The sequence below is a fragment of the Iodobacter fluviatilis genome (assembly GCF_900451195.1).
GTDB classification, from domain to species: domain Bacteria; phylum Pseudomonadota; class Gammaproteobacteria; order Burkholderiales; family Chitinibacteraceae; genus Iodobacter; species Iodobacter fluviatilis.
This window is the reverse complement of the sequence record NZ_UGHR01000004.1, coordinates 87,578-109,862: the sequence shown is the minus strand read 5'-3', so window position 1 is coordinate 109,862 and position 22,285 is coordinate 87,578. Positions and strand designations below refer to the sequence as shown.

13 protein-coding genes are annotated in these 22,285 nt (G+C 48.3%); 9 read left to right on the top strand and 4 right to left on the bottom strand.

What is annotated here, in order from left to right; genetic code table 11:
* Positions 1-16: 16 nt before the first annotated feature.
* The 4 genes from holA to DYD62_RS19245 all read left to right on the top strand — a co-directional run bounded on the left by holA (position 17) and on the right by DYD62_RS19245 (position 6,002).
* Positions 17-1,018: a DNA polymerase III subunit delta gene (holA, locus tag DYD62_RS19260; RefSeq protein WP_115229151.1), complete on the top strand. Its 1,002-nt coding sequence runs from the start codon at positions 17-19 to the stop codon at positions 1,016-1,018.
* Positions 1,019-1,269: 251 nt separating this feature from the next.
* The gene (gene rng, locus DYD62_RS19255) at positions 1,270-2,724 is read left to right on the top strand and encodes a ribonuclease G (protein ID WP_115229149.1); all 1,455 of its coding nucleotides are present in this window, start codon (positions 1,270-1,272) and stop codon (positions 2,722-2,724) included.
* On the top strand, positions 2,721-4,319 hold the full coding sequence (locus tag DYD62_RS19250) for a DUF6311 domain-containing protein (RefSeq protein ID WP_115229147.1): 1,599 nt from the start codon (positions 2,721-2,723) through the stop codon (positions 4,317-4,319). Before rng ends, DYD62_RS19250 begins: the two co-directional genes overlap by 4 nt.
* A gap of 168 nt (positions 4,320-4,487) precedes the next feature.
* Positions 4,488-6,002: a hypothetical protein gene (locus DYD62_RS19245; RefSeq protein ID WP_115229144.1), complete on the top strand. Its 1,515-nt coding sequence runs from the start codon at positions 4,488-4,490 to the stop codon at positions 6,000-6,002.
* A 5-nt stretch (positions 6,003-6,007) separates the two neighbouring features.
* On the opposite strand, the gene DYD62_RS19240 is transcribed toward DYD62_RS19245, so the two are convergent.
* Both DYD62_RS19240 and DYD62_RS19235 read right to left on the bottom strand, forming a co-directional pair.
* A complete protein-coding gene (locus DYD62_RS19240; RefSeq protein WP_165928716.1) occupies positions 6,008-6,373 on the bottom strand; it encodes a GtrA family protein in 366 nt (121 codons plus the stop codon).
* A gap of 57 nt (positions 6,374-6,430) precedes the next feature.
* Entirely contained in the window at positions 6,431-7,405 is a 975-nt protein-coding gene (locus tag DYD62_RS19235; RefSeq protein ID WP_115229139.1) for a glycosyltransferase family 2 protein, read from the bottom strand.
* 365 nt (positions 7,406-7,770) lie between these two features.
* Here DYD62_RS19235 and DYD62_RS19230 point away from each other — a divergent pair, with 365 nt between their 5' ends.
* The 5 genes from DYD62_RS19230 to DYD62_RS19210 all read left to right on the top strand — a co-directional run bounded on the left by DYD62_RS19230 (position 7,771) and on the right by DYD62_RS19210 (position 14,532).
* Positions 7,771-8,379, top strand: a complete 609-nt coding sequence (locus DYD62_RS19230; RefSeq protein WP_115229980.1) for a hypothetical protein — start codon at positions 7,771-7,773, stop codon at positions 8,377-8,379.
* A gap of 21 nt (positions 8,380-8,400) precedes the next feature.
* Complete coding sequence (locus tag DYD62_RS19225; RefSeq protein WP_115229136.1) at positions 8,401-10,116, top strand: type I secretion system permease/ATPase; 1,716 nt, start codon at positions 8,401-8,403, stop codon at positions 10,114-10,116.
* Between the two features lie 92 nt (positions 10,117-10,208).
* Entirely contained in the window at positions 10,209-11,552 is a 1,344-nt protein-coding gene (locus tag DYD62_RS19220) for an HlyD family type I secretion periplasmic adaptor subunit (protein ID WP_115229134.1), read from the top strand.
* A 10-nt stretch (positions 11,553-11,562) separates the two neighbouring features.
* Positions 11,563-12,891 (top strand): TolC family outer membrane protein, encoded by a 1,329-nt coding sequence (locus tag DYD62_RS19215; RefSeq protein WP_115229131.1) that lies wholly within the window; start codon positions 11,563-11,565, stop codon positions 12,889-12,891.
* Positions 12,892-13,005: 114 nt separating this feature from the next.
* A complete protein-coding gene (locus DYD62_RS19210) occupies positions 13,006-14,532 on the top strand; it encodes a class I SAM-dependent methyltransferase (protein WP_115229129.1) in 1,527 nt (508 codons plus the stop codon).
* Between the two features lie 430 nt (positions 14,533-14,962).
* On the opposite strand, the gene DYD62_RS19205 is transcribed toward DYD62_RS19210, so the two are convergent.
* Both DYD62_RS19205 and DYD62_RS19200 read right to left on the bottom strand, forming a co-directional pair.
* Positions 14,963-15,556: a glycoside hydrolase family 19 protein gene (locus DYD62_RS19205; RefSeq protein ID WP_115229127.1), complete on the bottom strand. Its 594-nt coding sequence runs from the start codon at positions 15,554-15,556 to the stop codon at positions 14,963-14,965.
* Between the two features lie 108 nt (positions 15,557-15,664).
* Positions 15,665-22,087, bottom strand: a complete 6,423-nt coding sequence (locus tag DYD62_RS19200; RefSeq protein ID WP_115229124.1) for a DUF4214 domain-containing protein — start codon at positions 22,085-22,087, stop codon at positions 15,665-15,667.
* Positions 22,088-22,285: the final 198 nt, after the last annotated feature.

The following is a 22,285-nucleotide window of genomic DNA, read 5'->3' as shown; positions in this document are numbered from 1 at the left end:
AGCGTAAGGATTAAGCATGCGCCCTGATGATCTGCCCCGCCACCTGAGCAAAGGCCTCGCCGGACTTTACACCCTGCACGGCGATGAAACCCTGCTGGTGCTCGAAGCTGCGCAGCAAATCAGAGATGCAGCAAGAGCTGCTGGCTATGCAGAGCGTGAAGTGCTCACCGTAGAGCCCGGCTTTGCATGGTCTGAGCTGGAAATGCAGGGCAATTCTTTTTCGCTCTTTTCAGATAAAAAACTCATCGAGCTGCGCATCAGCACGGGCAAGCCCGGCATCGATGGCGGCAAAGCCATTGAAGCCTATTGCCAGCGCCTGCCGCCCGACACCATCACCTTAGTCACCTGCCCGCGGCTTGATAAAACGGGCCAGAACAGCAAATGGTTTCAAGCGCTGGCGGCCAAAGGCGAAGTGCTGGAAGCCAAAAATATCGAACACCGCCAGTTACCCGAATGGATAGCCGGTCGACTGGCCCGCCAGCAGCAAAAACTCTCCCCCGAAGCATTGCAATTTTTAGCAGACCGGGTTGAAGGCAATTTGCTGGCCGCTTTTCAAGAAATCCAAAAGCTGGCTCTGCTGCATCCAGAGGGTGAAATCAGCGTCAGCGATTTACAAGCCAGCGTTGCGAACGTGGCGCGCTACGATGTGTTTCAGCTGGGCGCAGCCTTACTTACAGGGGATGCCACCCGCTTTGCCCGTATGCTGGCAGGCCTGCGCGCCGAAGGTGAAGCCCCGCATTTAGTGCTATGGTCATTGGCGGAAGAAATCCGTACCCTCTATCGCCTAGGCCTTGGCAAACAACGCGGCACGCCCACCGCACAGTTATTTAAAGAATTACGTATTTGGGGCGAAAAACAAAAGCTAGTCGAGCCAGCGCTCGCCCGAGTAAAAGCCGCCCAACTAAAAACTGCCCTCGCCCACGCCGCCCTCATCGATCAGATGAATAAGGGCATAGGCAAAGGCGAAGTGTGGGACGAACTCATGGTGATGTGCTTGCCATTATTAAGGAAAAAATAATAACGTGGCAAAATGCCTCTGCTGGTCAAGAAATGAGCAAAATCTTGAACCACAGAGGAAAAGGAGAGCACAGAGTGCCACAGAGAAAATCAAAACAAGCTGTTTTTCTCTGTGAAACTCTGAGTCCTCTGTGCTCTCTTTGGTTCAAGATTTAGCAATCACTGTAAAAGCTTTCAAATCGGGTTTCTCCCGCCCTACACCAAACGCCACTACGACCGACCCAAGCAAATATAAAAAACAGGGCCTTCCCAATGAAAGAACAAATCCTCGTCAACATCACCCCACAAGAAACCCGCGTGGCCACCGTTGAAGATGGTGTGGTTCAGGATATTCATATAGAACGATCAGCCCACCGTGGCCTGGTTGGCAATATTTATTTGGGCGTGGTGAAGCGCGTCTTACCCGGCATGCAAAGCGCCTTTATTGAAATTGGCCTAGAGCGTGCCGCTTTTTTGCATATTGCCGATGTGATCGAGCAACGTCAGCATCCTAATGAAGTGCAAAGAATCGAGCGCATTGTGCACGAAGGCCAGCCGGTGCTGGTGCAAGTCGCCAAAGACCCGATCGGTAGCAAAGGCGCACGGCTCTCTACTCAGATCAGCATTGCAGGGCGCTTTTTAGTTTTTTTACCTCAAGAAAAACATATCGGCATCAGCCAGCGCATCGACAAAGATGGTGAACGCAGCCAGCTAAAAAAACGCCTTGAATTACTGCTGGCCGAATCAAAGCATCAGGGCTATATCATCCGCACCTCGGCCGAACACGCCACGGATGAGGAGCTGACCGCCGATATTCAGTATCTGGATAGAATCTGGGCAGATATCCAGCAAAAATCAGTCACCCTGCCCGCCAGATCGCTGTTATTTCAGGATTTATCGCTGCAATTGCGTGTGTTACGCGATATGGTCAACAGCGAAACCGAAGAAGTGCTGGTCGATTCACGCGAAAATTTTGCCAAAATGAGCGAATTTGCAGGCTCTTTTGTCTCTGATGTTTTGCCACGGGTAAAGCATTACGCTGGCGAGCGGCCCCTGTTTGAATTGTTTGCGGTAGAGGCAGAAATCGAACACGCCATGGTGCGACGGGTTGATCTTAAATTTGGCGGCTACCTGATCATCGATCAGACCGAAGCCATGACCACGGTAGATGTTAATACCGGCGGTTTTGTGGGCACCCGCTCCTTTGATGACACCATTTTCAAAACCAATCTGGAAGCCACACAGGTTATTGCCCGTCAGCTGCGCCTGCGCAATTTAGGCGGCATTATCATTGTCGATTTTATCGATATGGATAATGAAGAGCACAAAACGGCCGTAATGGATGAGCTAAAAAAAGCCATGAGCCGTGACCGTACCAAGGTGACCGTCAGCCCCTTTACCAGCCTTGGCTTAGTAGAAATTACCCGCAAACGCACGCGTGAATCGCTGGCGCATGTGCTTTGCCAAACCTGCCCAACCTGCCAGGGGCGTGGTGAAATCAAAACCGCACAAACCATTTGCTACGAAATTCTGCGTGAAATCCTGCGCGAAGCCCGTCAGTTCAACGCCAAAGAATACCGGATCCTTGCCTCGCAAAGCGTGATTGATATGTTTCTGGATGAAGAATCCGCCAATCTTGCCCAGCTGGCCGACTTTATTCAAAAACCTATCTATTTGCAGGTAGAAAACGCCTATTCCCAGGAAATATTTGACGTGGTTTTGGTGTGAGCAAAACCCAGGCCAATTGGGGCTGGATCATTCCCGCATTGATCGGGGCCGGTATGTTTTTTATTCTTTTTGAAAAAAACATTCTGGCCCCGGGCAATACCGAATGGTTATTACAGGGCGATCCTGCACAAAGCTATCTTGGATGGCTTTTTTTTCGCCAGGATAACACATGGCACTGGCCTTTAGGCTTAAATCCACAATACGGCGGGGTGATTTCCAGCTCAATTGTATTTACCGATTCGATTCCGCTATTTGCTCTATTTTTTAAATTATTATCACCGCTGCTTAGCGAGCATTTCCAATACCAGGGAATATGGATACTGCTCTGCTTTATATTGCAGGGCGCACTCGCCTGGCAATGCGCCAAATACACCACCCAATCATTTTATTACTGCCTTGCCAGCAGTCTTTTACTCTTAGCCAGTGCCCCCATGATGGCAAGAATAGGCGGGGTCGGGCACTTTGCCCTGTCTGCGCACTGGTTAATTCTGGGTGGATTTTGGGCTTATCTCAGCAAGCAAAACAAACTCTGGTATCTCTTTCTCGGGCTGGCAGCACTGATTCACGCCTATTTACTGGCCATGCTACTGCCCATCTGGCTGGCTTCTTTATGGGCTAATCCGCGCCACAGATATCAATCGCTATTATTTATGCCTATCTACATTTATGCACTTTTATATAGCAGCGGCTATTTTTGTATTACTGGCGGGCTGTCTGGCACAGGGCAAATATACTATAGCGCCAATTTGCTTTCTGTTATTGATTCAAAAAACTGGGGCTTATTACACAAGCTACCTTCAGCCTGGCCAGAGCAAAATGATGCGATGAATTATATGGGCACAGGCGCACTGTTTATCTATATCAATCTTATTTTAAACCGCCTTGCCAGATTAATAAAACCCACACAGAATCAATCTGAATCCGCCGATATTCAATGGTGGCCACTTGCAACAGCCTGCAGCCTGCTTGCCCTCTATGCCCTCAGCCCGCTGATAACCTTGGGCTCTTATCATTTAATTGAAATCAAAATGCCCGCAGCAATATCCGCTTTAACGGGTATATTCAGAGCGGTTGGCCGCTTTACCTGGCCCCTGAGCTATTTGCTGATTCTGCTCAGCACCGTATTACTATTAAAAAAATTTAAACCCCGGCACTCTGCCTTTATCTTAAGCCTCGCCTTATTATTACAATTTTCGGATATCTATTGCACCATTGCCACACTAAAACAGGAAGGCATCCCCTCTGGCCTGAGCGGCCCCTCGCCATTAAAATCGCCATTCTGGCAAATGCCCCCACAAGGGCTCAATGCACTTAAAATCTATCCACTGCAACATGCAGACCCGGATTATATTCATCTTGCCAATTGGGCTGCGCAGCATAAAATGAGCATTAACACCGCTTATTTTGCCCGCCATGACGCATCCAAAATACAGCCAGAAAATGAGACTGTATTAAAAGCGCTAAAAGAAGGCAGCATAGACAATAAAACATTGTTTATTATAAAAGACAATGCTTTAATTGAATCACTGAATAACAATAACTATTTCATTCAGAAAGAAGATCATTTTACTCTACTCAGAAAAAAACCTAAATAAAGCACAGTGTGATCCGTGTTCAAAAAAAATTACGACATTCCAATTTTCGCGGCTCAAATATTTCAGATTTTTTTTCAAGCGGCACATCTTTTAACAGAAAATATTTTATATAGTAAATACCTGCTTCAGATATGCTTATTGCTGGTGTATATCAGCTGAGGGTCATTCATGAAACAATGGTTTATTGTACCTGTACAATTACTTGCAGTGATCAGTCTCTGGGCTATCGCTTATTTATTGCTTTATGGCCAGATACAAAAACAAGTTGATACGCACGAAGGAATACCCTACCCCACATTCAGCTGGGCGGCCCCACAGCTTTTACTTAATCACTCGCATTCAATCCAGTCACTCAGCCTACAAGGCTATATTCCCAGCACACAAACATTAAGCATTTTATGCAATCAGGAGCCGCTGCAATCCCAGCTATTCAAGCAGGGCTATTTCACACTCAGCCATCGTTTTAAAAATAGCTGCCCTAATGGCCTATTATCCATTCAATCCAGCTACTCACATATTCCAGCCACAAAAACCGGCTCGCAAGACCAGCGCGTACTTTCCTACCAATTAGGATTGGTGCAAATGAATGGCAAAGATATTGCGTTAACAACATTCATTAAAGCAAGCAGCGGGTTGTATGGGCTGGAAGAAAACTTCAGCAGAATCAACACAACAGAAATATTAAGCCGCAGCCACGATGCAGGCTGGTATCACAAAATAGCCAGTAAAGATTATGCATTTAATGGCGACAGAACCATCCAGCAAACCGTAGCATGGCCTTTTCTTTATCCCTATTCTGTTAAAGCCATTCATGCCATCAGCGGGCTGGATATAGATAAAAGCATGTTGCGCTTTAATCTGATCTGCTCGCTGCTGGCAATGCTCAGCTTGTTTTACCTTGGTAAGCTATTAAACCTAAATACCAGCAGCGCCTTATTGGCTCCCGCATGGTTTGCATTTAACCCTTTTTCTTTCTTTGTTTTTGGCGGCTTTTCCGAATCGCTGTTTATGCTGCTTTTTTCTGCCGCATTAATTTTAACGATTAAAGAAAAATGGATCAGCGCGGCCTTCATGATCAGCGCGATGACTGCATCCCGCTTTATTGGGGGAATTGCTATCCTCTTACTGATGCTCTATTGGCTTTCAATTCATTATCAAAATCAGGGAATCAAAAAAAGCAGCATCATGATCATTAAAATGGGGCTGATTTCAACGCTGGGTATTTTGCTGGATATGGCCGTAAAAGCCCATGCCACGGGCGAACCTTTGGCGGCCTTTCTGGTTCGCTCAGCGTGGAAAATATCGCCTTTGCAATTAGTCACACGTATCTTTGATTTAAGGCTGATTCAGTCTGCGGAGTATCTGCCCGTTCTGCTGCTAGCTATGGGGCTGATGATCTATGCCATTTATATTTGTATATTGTGCATAAAAAATCATATGCATAAAGCGGCACTGATTGCAGGCAGCGGCGCATTAATCCTTGGCACCACGCTTTTAATGAATCCGGAAATCCATTCAGTCGGGCGCTATTCACTTTCACTTGCGCCATGCATTATTGGCATACTGAGTTATGATCGTTTAAAGCAGCAATCCACGGTACTTATTGCTTTAAGCTGCACAATCGGTGCAGCATTTTCCGGCCTGATTATCAGCAATATCTATTCAGGCCTCGCCCCGTTTTAGCCAGATTACAGCTGTTTATTTTTTTGAAATACCCAGATACGGCTGCCAAAATAACTCAGCAAAGGCACCAACAGCAAAGAAAAAAACAAAGCCATGGCTTCATTAAACAAAGCTATTTTTAATAAAAAAGTCAGCAAGATATTATTCGCCAGAAACCCCATGCTTGCGAGCAAAAAAGACTTTGCCAGCGTACTGGGGTGCCAAGAAGCCATCGCAAAAGTCCAATAATTATGCCCAATATATGACAGAACAAAAGCACCCAAAAAAGCACACAAATTTGCCAGATAGACATTCACACCCACGTAAAGCAGTATAAAAGCAATCAATAAATGCAGGCCGGTGGCCGCTAGGCCAACAATTCCAAATTTCATTAATTGCCTAATACTTTGCAGCCATTTTGTAAAAAAAATATTCATCATTTATCTTAATTAAGAAGATGCGGCATCAAATGCTCTGGGGTGATTGATATATTCACCCTTTAAGCGGGGAAGATAGAGCTTCCTCACAATATAGGGCGGGCGGCGTTTTGACTCGATATAAGCCCTGCCTAAATATTCCCCCATAATACCGAGGCCGATCAGCTGCAAACCAGAGAAAAACAAAAACAAGGTAATTAAAGAGGCATAGCCGGGCACATCAATCCCATACACTAAGGTGCGTAATACAATATAAAGTGCATAGATAAATGACACCGATGCCACCATAAACCCTAAATAGCTCCAGATTCGCAGTGGTGTAATAGACAGCGATGTAATTCCCTCTATGGCTAAATTCCAGAGTTTCCAAAGATTAAATTTACTGCTGCCAGAGTTTCTTTCGGCTCTTTTATAATTAAGCGTTGTGGTTTTAAAACCAACCCAGGCAAAAATCCCCTTCATAAAACGCCTGCTTTCCGGCAAAGACATCACCGTATCCACCACCAATCTGTCCATTAAACGAAAATCACCGACATTATCCGGCACATTCACCTCAGACATTTTATTAATAGCTTGATAAAACCAGCGGGCGCTGAGCCGCTTTGCCACGCTATCGCTTGATCTATCACTGCGTCTTGCTAAAACAACCTCATAGCCTTCTTCCCATTTACTGATCATAGGTGCAATCAGCTCAGGCGGATCTTGCAAATCTGCATCCATAGGGATAATGGCATCGCCACTTGCATGGGCAAGACCGGCAGTTAAAGCGGCCTCTTTGCCAAAATTACGAGATAAATCGACCACCAGCAGTTCGGGCATCAGCCTTTGCTGCTCCAGCAAAATAGCCAGTGTTTTATCCGTGCTGCCATCATTCACAGCCACAATCTCCCATGGGCGGGCTAGGCTGCGCAGCGTATCCGAGATGGTGGCCAAAGTATGCAACAGCCCCTCTTCCTCATTAAAAAACGGGATCACGATTGAAATCACAAACCACCCCCTCACCCTATTGAAGAACTATCTTTTTAAGTAAAACCAAGGATACGAGTGCATTTTTACAGGCGGAAATACAAAACAGGCAGCAACTAGATTACTGAAAGAATAGAAGAAAGCAAGAATACCGAAAGATCGTGGCAGGTTTGTGGAGCTTTGTGGACAAACATCCATTTGCCCACCACTGACACACTTCACTCAAAACCCCACTGTGCTGCGCTCAGAAACGAGGCCTGGCAAGGCCATGGCAAAGAAAGCTGGGTATTATTTTGCCAATCTGCCATTCATCCTTTCCGACGAACGTAGGGAAAAACTTCATATAGGCATTTCATATAGGAGAAAAATTTCCTAGATTGATGATTATGCCCAGCACATACTCTGTCCCTATTCTTACAAACGATGCACAGCGCCTCAGATTACAGGCACTGCAGGCAGAGTTTTGTAATGCGTGCAATTTAGTTGCGCCGATCTCGCAGCAACATCGCTGCTGGCATCGCGTGACGCTGCACCATCTGGCCTACAGAGTGCTGCGTGAACAGCACCCCGATTTAGGCGCGCAAATGGCCTGCAATGCTATTTATGCCGTATGCCGTGCCTATCGCACCCTGTATGAACATCCGCAAAGTAAATGGAAAAACCTTCCCGCCGAATCACCCCTGCCTAATTTGCTTTTTTTGGCTTCGGCTCCGGTTTATTTTGACCGCCATACCTTAAGCATTAAAGACAATATTTTATCGATGTTTACTTTAGAAGGGCGATTGAGATTTCAGCTGCAATTACCCGCCGAAGTGATCGAGCGCTTTGCTTCCCATCGCTTAAGAGAAATTGTTTTAACGCAGATTGATCTGCAATATGTACTTAATTTTATTTTTCTGGATATTGATGAAGAATCCCAATCCAGCACCGATGATGAATGGCCAGAGTATTTATTAACCTTAGAATCTCCTCAAACTAATACAGAAAATGTGTAACCTTTTTTAAAAGGAAATAACATGAAAAAGCAAATGCAGCCCCGCTCTGAACTGGCTATTGTATTACATAGTTTACGCCAGCATTTCTGGGTAGCAGGGTTATTCAGTTTCTTTATTAATTTGCTGATGCTGGTTCCTTCCATTTATATGCTACAGGTGTACGACCGAGTATTAGCCAGCAGAAATGAAACCACATTAATCATGATTACCATTATTACCCTTGGTCTGTATGGAATGATGTCTTTACTGGAAATGATACGCTCCAAATTATTGGTTCGCATCAGCAGTAAATTAGATTCACAGCTTAATTCAAGGGTATTTACTGCCGCCTTTGAGCGCAATTTAAAGCAAGGCAATGGTGATGCAGGATTAGCGCTGGCCGATTTAACCAATATCCGCCAGTTTTTAACCGGCCAGGGGCTGTTTGCTTTTTTTGATGCACCTTGGGCTCCTATCTATCTGGCTGTTTTATTTATGCTGGGTGCATTGCTGGGCTGGCTAGCGGTTGTCGGCGCAATTCTTTTAACTGCACTGGCCTATTTCACTGAAATGGTCAGCAAAAAGCCCCTTGCCGAGGCCTCAACCCATGCCAATTTAGCCACGCGCTTTGCCAATAATAATTTACGCAATGCCGAAGTGATTGAAGCCATGGGCATGTTAGACGGCTTAATGAAACGCTGGTATCGCCACCACGGTAAATTTCTGGCCCTGCAGGGGGAAGCCAGTGATAAAGCCGGGGGCATTTCTGCCGTCACTAAATTTACCCGTATCAGCCTGCAATCTCTTATTTTGGGTGCAGGTGCGCTGCTGGTGATTGAGGGCAGCACCACACCGGGCGCAATGATTGCAGGCTCTATTCTGATGGGCCGTGCACTGGCACCCATTGAGCTAGCCATTGGCTCATGGAAGCAATTTATTGGCGTGCGCACGGCCTATTCGCGGCTGCAAGATCTGCTTACTGCCTATCCGGCCCGCAATATCGGCATGAGCCTGCCCCGCCCCAGCGGCCAGCTGCTGGCCGATAATATTTCTGCTGCGATTCCTGGCACCCAAAATATGGTGATCAAGAATATGAATTTCGGCATGGCCGCCGGGCAAATTCTGGGCATTATCGGGCCAAGCGCCTGCGGCAAATCAACACTTGCCCGCCTGCTGGTCGGGGTGTGGCCTACCGTCATGGGCAAGGTCAGGCTGGATGGTGTGGATGTTTATACATGGAGTAAAGCCGAGCTTGGCCCCTATATTGGCTACCTGCCTCAGGATATCGAATTGTTCTCCGGCACGATCGCCGAAAACATTGCCCGCTTTGGTGAAATTGACAGCGAAAAAGTAGTGGCAGCCGCTCAGATGGCGGATGTGCATGAAATGATTTTGCGTCTGCCTCAGGGCTACGATACGGCCATTGGTGAAGGCGGCGCAGGCCTGTCTGGCGGGCAGCGCCAGCGAGTTGGGCTGGCCCGCGCCCTCTACGGCATGCCCAGCCTGATTGTCTTAGATGAGCCTAATGCCAATCTGGATGACAACGGCGAGCGGGCTTTAGTGCAGGCCATCCTAAGGGCCAAAGAAAGCGGCGCTACCGTCGTGCTGATCACTCACCGCACCCATGTTCTGGCCGTAGTAGACCTCTTGCTGGTGATGGCGGATGGCATGCTGAAATATTACGGGCCACGCGATCAGGTATTAGCCGCGCTGACCCCAGCAGTTGCCGCGCAGCCAGAGCAGCAAACCACAGCCTGATGCCTGAGCGCAGCCTGGATATCCCATTTATCCGGCTGCAGGCCTGAGCAAAAAATGATCACTTTATCTTTATTGATTAAAAGGGTTGAGCCATGTTGAAACTAGCCACAAAGAAATCACCCGAACCCATACTCGATGTGAATGATGCATTAACAGATACCAAATCAGTCACCCGTCTGGGCTTATTTATTCTTTTATTTGGCTTGGGTGGCTTTTTAATTTGGGCGATATTTGCCCCATTAGATGAAGGCGTGCCCACTAATGGCGTGGTTTCGGTTGAAAGTAAACGCAAAGCCATTCAGCATTTACAAGGCGGAGTGATTTCTAAAATACTGGTCAAAGAAGGCGCAGAAGTACAGGCTAATCAACCTTTAGTATTACTCGATCAAACCCAGATTAATGCCGTGCTATCCACAGTACAAAATAATTACTGGCAAACGCAGGCCCTTGCAGACCGGCTTTATGCAGAGCTGAAACACGCACCCAAAATCAACTTTAATGAAAAGCTGCTTAAAGCCACAAATCCGCAAGCTAAAGAAATCATGAATACGCAAATGCAATTATTTGATACCCGCCGCACGGTATTAGTAAATGAAGGCAATATTTTGCAGCAAAGCATTGCAGGAATTAACGAGCAAATCACCGGGCTTCGTGCATTAAAAGACGGCCGTAAACAACAAATGAGCTTGTTAGAAAAAGATATCGCCGGTTTAAGAGAGCTGGTCAATGATGGCTATGCCCCGCGCTCGCGCCTATTTGAAATGGAGCGCTTATTTGCCCAGCTTTCTGGCGAATATGGCGAAGGGCTTGGGCGGATCGAACAAGCCAGCCGGCAAAAAGGTGAGTTAAGCCTAAAAATCCTGCAGCGCACCCAGGAATTTGATAAAGAAGCCGAAACACAATACAGCCAGATCCAGGGTGATTTAAATCGCTGGAGCAATGAAATCAAAGCAAAAGAAGAAGATCTCTCACGCTCTGTATTGCGCTCCCCCGCTGCGGGCCGCGTGGTTGGGATGAATGTGCATACCGTTGGCGGGATTATCCGCCCAGGTGAAACACTGATGGAAATCGTGCCCGAAAACGATGAATTAGTAATTGAAATTCAACTTCCACCCCATCTGATTGATAAGGTTCATCCTGGCCTCTTGGCGGATATCCGCTTCTCATCCTTAGGTAATAAAGGCACGCCGCCTATTTTAGAAGGCGAGCTGACCAGCATCTCGGCCGACCGCATTGTTGATCCACGCGGCAATGCCTATTTCAGCGCCAAAGTAGTGGTAACTAAAAATGGGCTCGCCAAGCTGAGTAAGGAAAAACTCGCCATCCAGCCTGGTATGTCCACCGAAGTGATCATTAAAACAGGCGAGCGCAGCCTGCTGGATTACATCGTGCGCCCACTGCTTAACCGCCTTGCCTTTTCCTTCACAGAAAAATAAGGGGATCTCGATGCGAACCAAGATCTGCTTACTCTCACTCTTTATTTGCTCTGCGCTTCATGCGGCAGAATTAGCCAGCCTTTACCCAAAAGCGGTACAAAACGACAGCCGTTATGCCATCGCCAGGGCTCAAAATCTGGCGGCACAGGAAATTGTCCCCATCGCCAGAGCGGGACTGCTGCCCAATTTATCCATCTCGGCCCAAGGCAGCCGTGAATGGGTGAATACAGAGTTTGATGTTGAGGTGGGCAAAAGCACGCAAACCATTTCAAGAGACTATCTATATAACGGCCAGACTTATGCCGCCACGCTGGTACAGCCACTTTTTAAAATGGCCGCATGGGATAATTTATCTCAGGCCGAATTCCAGCAAAAAGAAGCCAACCACGCGCTGGAGCGCAGCCAGCAAGAGCTGATTATGCGCCTGGCCCAGCAATACCTGGATGTGCAGCTTGCCTTTGATAAGCTGCAGCTCTTGAACGAGCAGAAAAAGGCGTATCAGGAACAAAAAACCCAGGCCAGCAAATGGTTTGCAGCGGGCTATGGCACCATCACCGATGTCAATGAAGCGCAGAATCGTCTGGATTTTGTTGACGCCGATATTCTTTCGGCAGAGGCCGCACATAGCAATAAACTGCATGAGCTGAGCGTTACCGTAGGCGAGCCGATGAATTATCTGCCCCACCGTAAACCCAGCGCAATGCAGGCAGATCTGCATCTGCGCTATCCCCTGAACGAGTGGCTGGAGCAGGCAAAAAAATATAATCCAGTGCTGTTTGAGCGCCAAGCCTCTGTGGATGCGGCTCAGCTGGAAATCAGTAAAAGCAATGATCAGCACCTGCCTACAGTGGATTTGCGCTTACGCACCAGCTACGAAGAAAGCCCCAGCTACAGCACCGTCGATAATGTCATCAAATCCAATAGCATTATGGTTTACGCCAGTATCCCCATTTTTTCTGGCGGCGAAATCAATGCCCGCAGCAAGCGTGCCGTTGCCCAGCACACGGCCGCCAGTGAAGATCAGCGCAATATGCTGCAACAGGTAGAGCTTGGGCTGCGCCAGCAATACCTTGATCTCAGCTCTAATTCAGCGCAAATCAAAGCACTGCAAGAAGCCGTTCGCTCTGGTGATGTGCTGATTCAATCTACCCGTAAAGGCATTCAATCGGGCGTACGCAGCAATGTGGATTTACTCAACGCCCAAAGCCGCTTTTTTGAAGCACAGCAAAAACATACCGCAGCGCAGTACACCTACTTAAGCGGCTATATCCGGCTGAAGTTTTATGCCGGCACTTTGCAGGAAACTGACTTAAACACCTTGGATCTGGCCTTGCGCTAACAAAAAGCACCCGGCCATTGCCCCGGAGCAAAGGCGGTAGCAGGCATAACGGCAGTCAATCCGCTGATTGATTTTATCTAAATCACCTTGATTCACTCAAAAGAGAGATAAAGCATGAGTAACTGGACGGCAGGCTATGTTGCAGATATTGCTTACACCTATGGCTATTACGCTGAACTGAATCCTCACCGGGTGAAAATGGCGTTTTTAAGTGCCGGGCTGGCCTGCCCAGAAATAGGCACGGCATGCGAGCTGGGCTTTGGTCAGGGCGTCAGTGCCAATTTGCATGCCGCCGCCAGCACTATCCAGTGGTATGGCACCGATTTTAATCCATCGCAGGCGAGCTTTGCCCAAGAGCTGGCCAGGGCCTCTCATTCTGAAGCACGGCTGTTTGATGAGTCTTTTGCAGATTTTGCCGCGCGCAGTGATTTACCAGAATTTGATTTCATTGGCCTGCATGGCATCTGGAGCTGGATCTCGGATGAAAACCGCGCAGTGATTGTAGAATTTATTCGCCGCAAATTAAAAGTCGGCGGCGTGTTATATATCAGCTATAACACCCAGCCTGGCTGGGCCAATTTTGCCCCGATGCGGCACTTAATGACTCAGCACGCAGAAGTGGCAGGAGTTGAAGGCAATGGGATTGTCAGCCGCATCAATGGCGCACTGGATTTCACAGAAAAGCTGCTGGCTACCGAGCCGCTTTATGCCAGAGCCAACCCGCATGTGCACGAGCGGATCAAAAAACTGAAAGAGCAAAACCGCCATTATTTAGCGCATGAATACTTTAACCGCGACTGGCTGCCCATGCATTTTTCCACCATGGCCGAATGGCTGGAGCCTGCCAAGCTCAGCTTTGCCTGCTCCGCTCATTATTTAGACCAGATTGATTCCATTAATTTAAGTAATGAGCAACAACAGTTTTTAGAAAATATCCCCAACCCCATGTTCCGCGAAACAGTGCGCGATTTTATGGTGAACCAGCAGTTTCGCCGTGATTACTGGGTACGTGGCCCGCGCAAGCTGGGCAATATCAAGCAAACAGAATTACTGCGTCAGCAGCGGATTATCCTGATCCAACACCGGCCCGATGTGTCGCTCACCGCCACAGGCAGCTTGGGTGAGGCCAATATGCAAGAGGCCGTTTATGCCCCTATTTTAGATACGCTGGCAGATCATCAGATCATGACACTAGGGCAAATTGAGCAAATCACAGGCCAAAGCTTTGTGAAAATCTTGCAAGCCATCTATGTATTAATCGGCAGCGGCAGTCTGGTAACGGTTCAGAGTGACGATGAAATTGCCAAAGCCAAACCCCGGTGCGAACAGCTGAATCTGCACCTTTGCACACAAGCGCGGGCCAGCAACGAAGTAAGCTACTTGGCCAGCCCGGTATTGGGCGGCGGCGTGCCTGTTGGCCGCTTTCAGCAAATCTTTTTACTGGCCAGACAAGAGGGCAAGCATCAGCCCGAAGAATGGGCTCAATATGCTTGGCAGCTATTAGTGCGGCAAGAGCAAAGATTATTGCTGGAAGGTAAAACCATCAATTCAGAAGAAGACAATCTCAATCAGCTCAGAAAATGGGCCCATACCTTTGCAGATAAGGAATTAAAAATCCTAAAAGCACTGGGCGTTGCCTGATGACTTCAGGCGGCACTTCTGCTCTGTAGCTTGCCGCTTTGTAAAGGGGGGTGAGGGAAATACCTTTCACTCAAGGGTTTTGACCTTAGCTTCCCCCATAGTAAAAGGGGGATTGTGGGGTAATGCCGTTCACTTAAGGTATTGGTTTTGCTTCCCCCTTTGTAAAAGGGGGATTGAGGGGGATTTTCCTTTGGTTTTTTGCTTATTTAAGCTCAGCGTCAACTGCAAATCCCCCCTAGCCCCCCTTTTTCAAAGGGGGGAACTCAAGCAAAACGGCTTAAGTGAACGGCATTTGGGATTTGAGGGGGATTTGCTTTTAGTTTTTTGCTTATTTATGCCCAACATCAACTACAAATTCCCCCTGCTCCCCCCTTTTACAAAAGGGGGGAATAAGTCTACTGCTTCTTATTCTTCTTATCAATTTAACGAATCAAACGCTTTGCTCAAACACCTGCCGCGCCTTCAAGTAATACGCTTTGCGCTGCACCATCCCGGTGTATCCGCCATTAATGCTGATGCTAATAAACTCAACGGGTGATAAATCCAATACTTTGCCATGATATTTTTTCTTTAAAATATCCTGATCACCATGATTAGCCGCGTCATTTAAGCTACGGCCAGCCCAGTATTCACATGCACTCCAGACTGCGTATTCGGCTTGCTCCAGCAAATCAGGATGATTAATAAATAAATCCCTACGACCTTTTTTAATGCCTAATTGCAAATAATTAGCACGGCCTGTGGTTTGAAATATGCCGCGCCCTTTATATTTAATGCCGTCCCCCGCTTTGCAATTACCCAAATCTGCCCTGCCCTCATAAGCCGCCCCGCTTGCATATTCTTGCAGCGTTTTAAAGTGATCACTCTCAACGCAGGCTTGCGCTAAAAAATGGGCATATTCCTGAGCGCTGTCAATTTCATACTGCGGGCAAAGCTTATTGATCCATTCCAATAGACCGGGCATCAGTGGCGTGGCCTTGCCTGCAATGGCGCTTAAATGTGCGGCAGTAATCAACAAGCCCATGATTTTCCCCTTAAAAAGACTAAACCTTTATAGCAAAAAAAACCCCGCCACCTAAATAAGGGGCGGGGTTGTTGGGCTGGCAAGAATCTGCCCGCTGATTTGCCTAGATTAGAAAGTTAAAACTTCACCGGCAAAGTTAGAGCCAGTCAGATCAACCAGACCCGTGATTTTCACCACGATGTCGTTGGCATCAAGGGCTGTTTGCTGCAGTGCTGCACCTGTGCTGTTGACCATGGCCACCACATAGGTGTCACCACCATATTGGAACCAATCCACTTTACCTGTGTTAGCAGCTAAAGTTGATGCAGTTGGGTCTGTACCCTGCACGGTTGTTAGCAGAGTGTAATTAGCAGCAAGGTTTAAAGCATCGGTCAGAGAAGCTGCTGTGGCCACGTTGATTTGTGAAGCCGCAACAGAAGCACCCAATAAGGTGAAGGCATCTGCAGTGGTGCCAAAGCTGACCTGATGGCCCGTTACTGTAGAACCTGCAGCAAAGTTGAGTGTGGTGTTTGCGTAAGCGGCTGTTGTACCGCCTGTTACAGCACCTGTTACAACCACGGTTTCAGCACCCGCGTTAGCTACATTCACCGTACCAATATTCAGAGTAGCCCCGGTACCCACAGTCACCTGCGTTGTACCCGCACCCGAAGCGATATTAAATACATCGCCCGCGCCTGTGGCCACAATGGTATTAGAGCCTGTACCCACGGTGATCACATCACCTGCACCGTTGGCAACCAGCTGGTTAGCACCATTACCCAGAGTAAAGGTGTTGCTGCCGCCTGATGCCACCGCCTGAATCACACCCGTACCGACCGATGCAGCTTCTGTACCGGCAGTTGAATCTGTAGCCTGAATAAACTTCAGACCCGAGCCGCTGGTGTAAAGATCAGCCGCCTGCCCTGCTGCCAGATTGAAGGTCACATTATTATGTGCATCTGCAGCCGTTACAGTGAAGGTGGTGGTGTTAGTGAAGGTACCATTCCCAAAGATAAACTTCGCACCGGCCAGAGTGGAATCGATGGTATTCAAGGCAGTACCGGTTTCTTTCAGCAGGGTGAAGGCATTATTCCCTGTAACCTGAATGGTATTCACGGTATTGCTTGCATCGGCCAGCTCTTGCACGATATGCGCAGCGCCATTTGCAGCAAATTTCACTAAGGCATCACCTGTCACGGTCAGCTTATTCACTGTTGTGGCATTGGTTTGCATGGTAACAGTCAGGCTATTGCTGCCAGACGCGCCCACTTGCGTGGTTTCAAGCAAGCCAATATGCGTATTACCTGTCGCATTCAATACCAGCTCGGCTGAGGCGGCTAAGTTTGTAAACTTAGTGGTATTGGTATTGGCAGCCACTGTACCGGCAGCGGTTAATGTTGCTTTAGAGAAGCCGGTGTAATCCAGCGTGGAGGTTGTAGCCAGCGTTGTAATATCAGCAGAGCCAGTGATGCTTGTTACATTCGTGGCCACGACGGTAGCGTCACCGAAGGTAGAGCCAAAGCCCTTCACAGAAGCCACATCTTTCAGCTCAACAATCACGCTGTTGTTGTTAGTACCCGCTTGCAATGTATTGCCGTTATCAGACGCCACCACATAGCTGCGGCCGTTAGACGAGAAGGCCACCACTTTATTTGCGCCACCTGTGGTTGCACTGCTCACCAAGATAGACGCTGCGCTGATCAGCTCATTGGTGGTGAATTGGGAAAGGTTATTACCCCCTGTGGCACCGAAGGTAATCACGCCATTGCTGATGCTGTAGGTTAAGTTGGCCAGCTTGGTAAACAGCGCACCGGAAGAATCCAGTACCGTTGCCATTGTATTGGCACCCGTTACGTTATTCACCCCATTGGTGCCGGAATTCGCCAGAATAGTCTTGGCAAGGTCAGCATTATCTGCCGTATTACGGAAGGTAATGGTATCGCTGGCCGCTTGGCTGTTCACTGTAAACTTAGTCACGCCACCTTTACTACCATTGTCGGTGAGCGTTGCGCCTTCTTTCAGGATCAGCTTATCTACTTTGGCGGTGGAAGCAGTCAGATTCACTGTTTCACTACCTGAGGAGAACTTATGGCTAACCGCATTCCACGCGCCACCCAAGCCAGCCTTGTATTCACCACCGCCCGCACCTGAAGTAAACAGATTATCGACTGTGGCAAAGTTAGTGCTGTCTGTTGTTGCAACGCCTGCACCCACAAAGGCTGCTGTACCGCCCACTGACAGTTGTGAGATTTCGCCAGCTTGCACGGTAATCAACACTTTAGAGGAATCCACCACTACAGCCGAAGCAATACCTGGCTTATCGGTAGATGCTGCAGCGGTAATACCTGCAGCAATTTTGGTGGCAATTTGTGCAACTGTATCGTTATTAGCTACGGCGATAGTAATGGCACCCGCACCGCCGTTAAAGGTAACCGTGATATTACCGGCACCCGCACCACCCACTGCTGTAGCAGATTCAAGAACAATTTGCTGCTGTCCGCCCACAATCGCGTCTGCAATCGTTGCATTTGCAGCGCTTTTTGCTGTACCCACTTCAAACGCAGCGGCCTTAGTTAAGACAATGCTGCCGCCACTGGCAACAGCTGTGACTGCCGGGCTGCCCGCACCTGCTTTGACCACATTACCCAGTGCATTATTGGTAGTAGCATCATTGCTAATGGCTGCAGCCAGTAAACCTGCCACAGTCGCTGCACTATTGTTACCAATCGAGGTGTAGGTATAGGTTGCAAGGTTAATGGTTACGGTGGCTGTATCACCATTTTGCCAGTTGTTGGTTGCTGTACCTGTTAATGTCACCAAGGCTTTAAAGTTAGTGGTGTCATTAGAACCAGCGGCTTTCAGTACTGATGTACCCCCCGTAAAGGTTGTACCAGCATTCGATACCTTGGCAGCAGTGACATCAACCGATGTGGCAGAATTAACAAGGGTGCCGTCATTGGTTGTTGTGCCGGTATGTGTAGAGGCATTGATCGATGTAAAGCCCGCGTTAGAAGTTAACGCTAGGCCGCGATCGCCCCCTACAACCAGTGTTGCTGCGCCCGCTGTACCTGTATCTGTCAGAGTGACCGTATTCAGGCTAGTGGCATTGGCTGTAGAAACATAACCGCCTTTTGAATTGATGGTAACGGCTTCAAATGCGTTAGCTGTAATGGCACCTGTACCTAAGCCACCCCCTGCAGCAAGAATCGCCGAACCAGGGCTTGCAAGAGCAGTACCGCCTGTACCCACATTAATCGTCAGCGCATTATTTGTTGCAGTGGTGTTGCTACCTGCAAGGCTCACTGTTTTATCTGTGGTATTGGCTGTAACCGAGAATACGCCGCCAAGATTAGTCAGCGTGATATTGCCCGCCACAGCGCCCAGCTGAACATCAGTATTAAAGCCCGATGCATCGTAGCTGCCTGCTGCACTATTGGCCAGTGCACCCAGACGCAGAATTTCAAAACCTTTCACTGCGGTTGCGCTGCCTAAAGCCACATCTGTACCAGCAGCGGCATAGTTAGCCACCAATACATCGCTGGTGCCTGCGCCCCCATCAATGGCAACCAAATTACCCCAGCCCGATGCATTGGAATTGACAGTGAGCGTATCCACACCGCTACCACCCATATATTTCTGTGCAGTGGCTGCTGTAGTTGTGGCTTGCATTAAGGAGGTGACATTACCCGTAGCAGCAGAGGCATCTACCGTCATGGCTTTGCCCAGATTACCTGTACCGAATACATCTGCGGTATCAAAGGTTGTTGCACCCGCGCCTTTTAATGTCACTGTGGCAATGGCGGTAGAAACGTTACCCAGTTTCAGCGTAGCTGCTGCCGCATTGTTAACAGTAACAGCCGTTGCAGCTGCTGCATCCACTTGCAGAGTGGCGCTGGAAGCAGTGCCATTATCTGTAATGGTCAATGTGCCGGCTTTGCTATCGACTACCGTCACATCATTTGTAACTGCAGCACCGTTACCCCACACATTTTTATTATTTGCACCCTGAGTAATCGTCAGCGCATGTGCAGCGGTATTGTTGGTAATGGTAATGGTATTGGCACCGCCAGCAGTATTGAGTACCGACAGCGCTGTTAATGCATCTGATGCAATCGTCACACCATTTGCTGCTTGCAGGCCTGTCAGAGAAACATTGGCCAACTTGCTAACACCCACCGCTTTACCTGAATTGCCACCCCCCGTTGCCAGCGTTGCCTGAATGTCATTAATCGCCACCACATCGCCGCCACGAATAGAAACTGTGGCTGCACCATTGGTGTTCACATTAATCGCACCAGTACCGTAGTAGTTCAGGCTGCCTGCGGTTGTTACATCTGCAATCGTTACATCACCTGTAGGTGCCAGATTAGCGTCTTTCAACGCTGTACCTGCCGCATTAAGTGCCGCAGAAGCTGCACCCACGGTAATTGCACCAGAAGTTTTGGTAGTGGTAATGCCCACTGTAGAGCCACCAAGCACTGTTGTTGCATCTGCACCCGGGCCGCTAAAGGTGCGGGTAATCGCTACTGCACCGCTGGCTACGGTATTAACCCCGCTAATCACCTCACCCACGGTAACATTGCCACCAGTGGTATTCACAGTGACCGTTGTACCGCCATCCACAATCACATTACCTGCATTGGTACTTGCTAAATAAGCGCCTGTACCTGTAAGCAGATCAGACTGATTCACCAGCACCGCACCTGTAGGTGCGCTGGCAACAGACTGGCCAATTGTAACGTTCTGCCCTTTGGCATTCACTGTAACGTTAGAGCCACCATCAATCACCACAGCACGAGCAAAACCATTGCCATTGAGGGTTTCTGTAACCGTTACATTACCTGTTGGGTTGCTAACCTGATCTGCCACACCGGCATTGGCTGCACGACCAATCGTGACATTCGCACCTGTTGTGCTGACAGTAACGTCAGTACCCCCAGTAATGAGCACGGCACCAGTAGCACCCGCGTTATTCACAATACCGGTGTTGGTTACTTTGATGACGCCACTTGGGTTCAGTGTGTTTTCTTTGGCTGCGCCCAAATTACCAATATTTACCGCATTGGCAGCATTTGTTGTGATGGTGACGTTTTTACCGCCAGACACCCCAATCGCACCCGCGGCTGTATTGTTATTGGTAGAGCCAGCCAAGCCGTTGTAAGCAATTTGCGCCACTTCATTGATAGTGACATTGCCTGTAGGCAGGTTGCTTAAATCAACCCGTCCTGCATCACCTACAGTAATTGCGCCTGCGCCTTTTAAAGCCGTGTCGTTAATCGACACATCCACACCGCCAAATACAGTAATAGCGCCTGTGCCAGCGCTATTTACGGTGATATTGCCTGAGGCATTGGCTACTTTACCTGCGGTGTTGTTACCGGTGTTAGCTGCCGTATTACCAATTTCAATCACACCACTGTTTGAAGAAGAGCTGGTGGTGACATTTACGGTAGTACCGCCAAATACATTCACTTTACCTGTAGCGCTGTTGTTTTGATTAACAACAATTTTGCCTGTCGTCACTTCAGCAGCCAAAGGTACGCGTGCAAGACCAGGGCTACCCACCAGAATATCGCCGCCTACCGAGGTAGCGGTTACATCTGTACCGCCAACCACCGTTAAAGCACCTGCAAAACCATTGTGAGTCGCATCCACTACCGTGCCATTCACGCCATTTGCGGCTGTAAATACATCGGCAGCACCACCGTTGGTTGTGCCTTTCAGGCTGCGTACATCCGCGTAGCCAACAGTGCTGAACCCTGTACCCGCTGCGGTATTACCGGAGGAGTTCAAAATAATATTTTGAATATTGGTCAGCGTAACGCCGGCAGGAATATTGCCGTTGGTTGTGCCCGGGGACAAATCAGTAATCGTTAAGGTATTAGTGGTTTTGCCTGCAGTACCGAATAACTTATCACCAGTATTTAAGGTTGGGCCTTTGCCATCCACATTGAAAATCGTTTGTGAGGCAAAAAAGCTGTCTGCCGTTTGCAGATCTAAGCCAGGTGTTAAGGTAAATAAGGTAGCGGCGCTCAGTGTTGCAATATTTGCAGGGATTGCGGCAGTTTGAGCAGCTTGTGTGCTTGGTAAAACTGCGGCCAAGAAAATACGCGCGGTAGTGGCTGAAGATTCGCCCACGTATTTCAGGATACCTGCGTTATCAGAAAGTGCATCGGTATATGCGCCAGCAACGGCAAGCTTGGATGCCAGAGTGGTTGCATCTGTGCCTGTAGCACCATCCAGAATAGCCAGAGCCATTTTACCGATGGTTAAACGGCCAGCATTGATTTCATTGATGTAGTACTGCAGGCCGGTTGTTTCTGCTGCACGGCCAAATGCTGCTTTATATACAGCATCAATTTGCGCTTGTAAGGCTAAAGAGCCATAAAGCGAGACAGATTCAGGTGAGGTTGCAAAGGCATTTACAACATTAGAAACGCCTTCTTTATCGACACGGTCAGACCAATATTGTAAGCCAGCGTAATCTGCTGGACGTTGATAGTAAGCGATATACAGTTTCTGTACATAAGTCAGTGCTGCTGCAGTTGCCATTTTACGAACTCCTAAAAGTTTGTGTAAGCTATCGTCCAGCTTTAAGCCAGGGCTTTTCCATAATGGATCGTGCCACGGACAAATGCATTGTTCTCCTCCCCTAAATTTAAAAATGTGATAGCAATCACAAAATGAGGATTAGCCGCTCAGCACAGGGTGAACGGCTATTGAAAACCACAGCAATCGACTAAATCATTG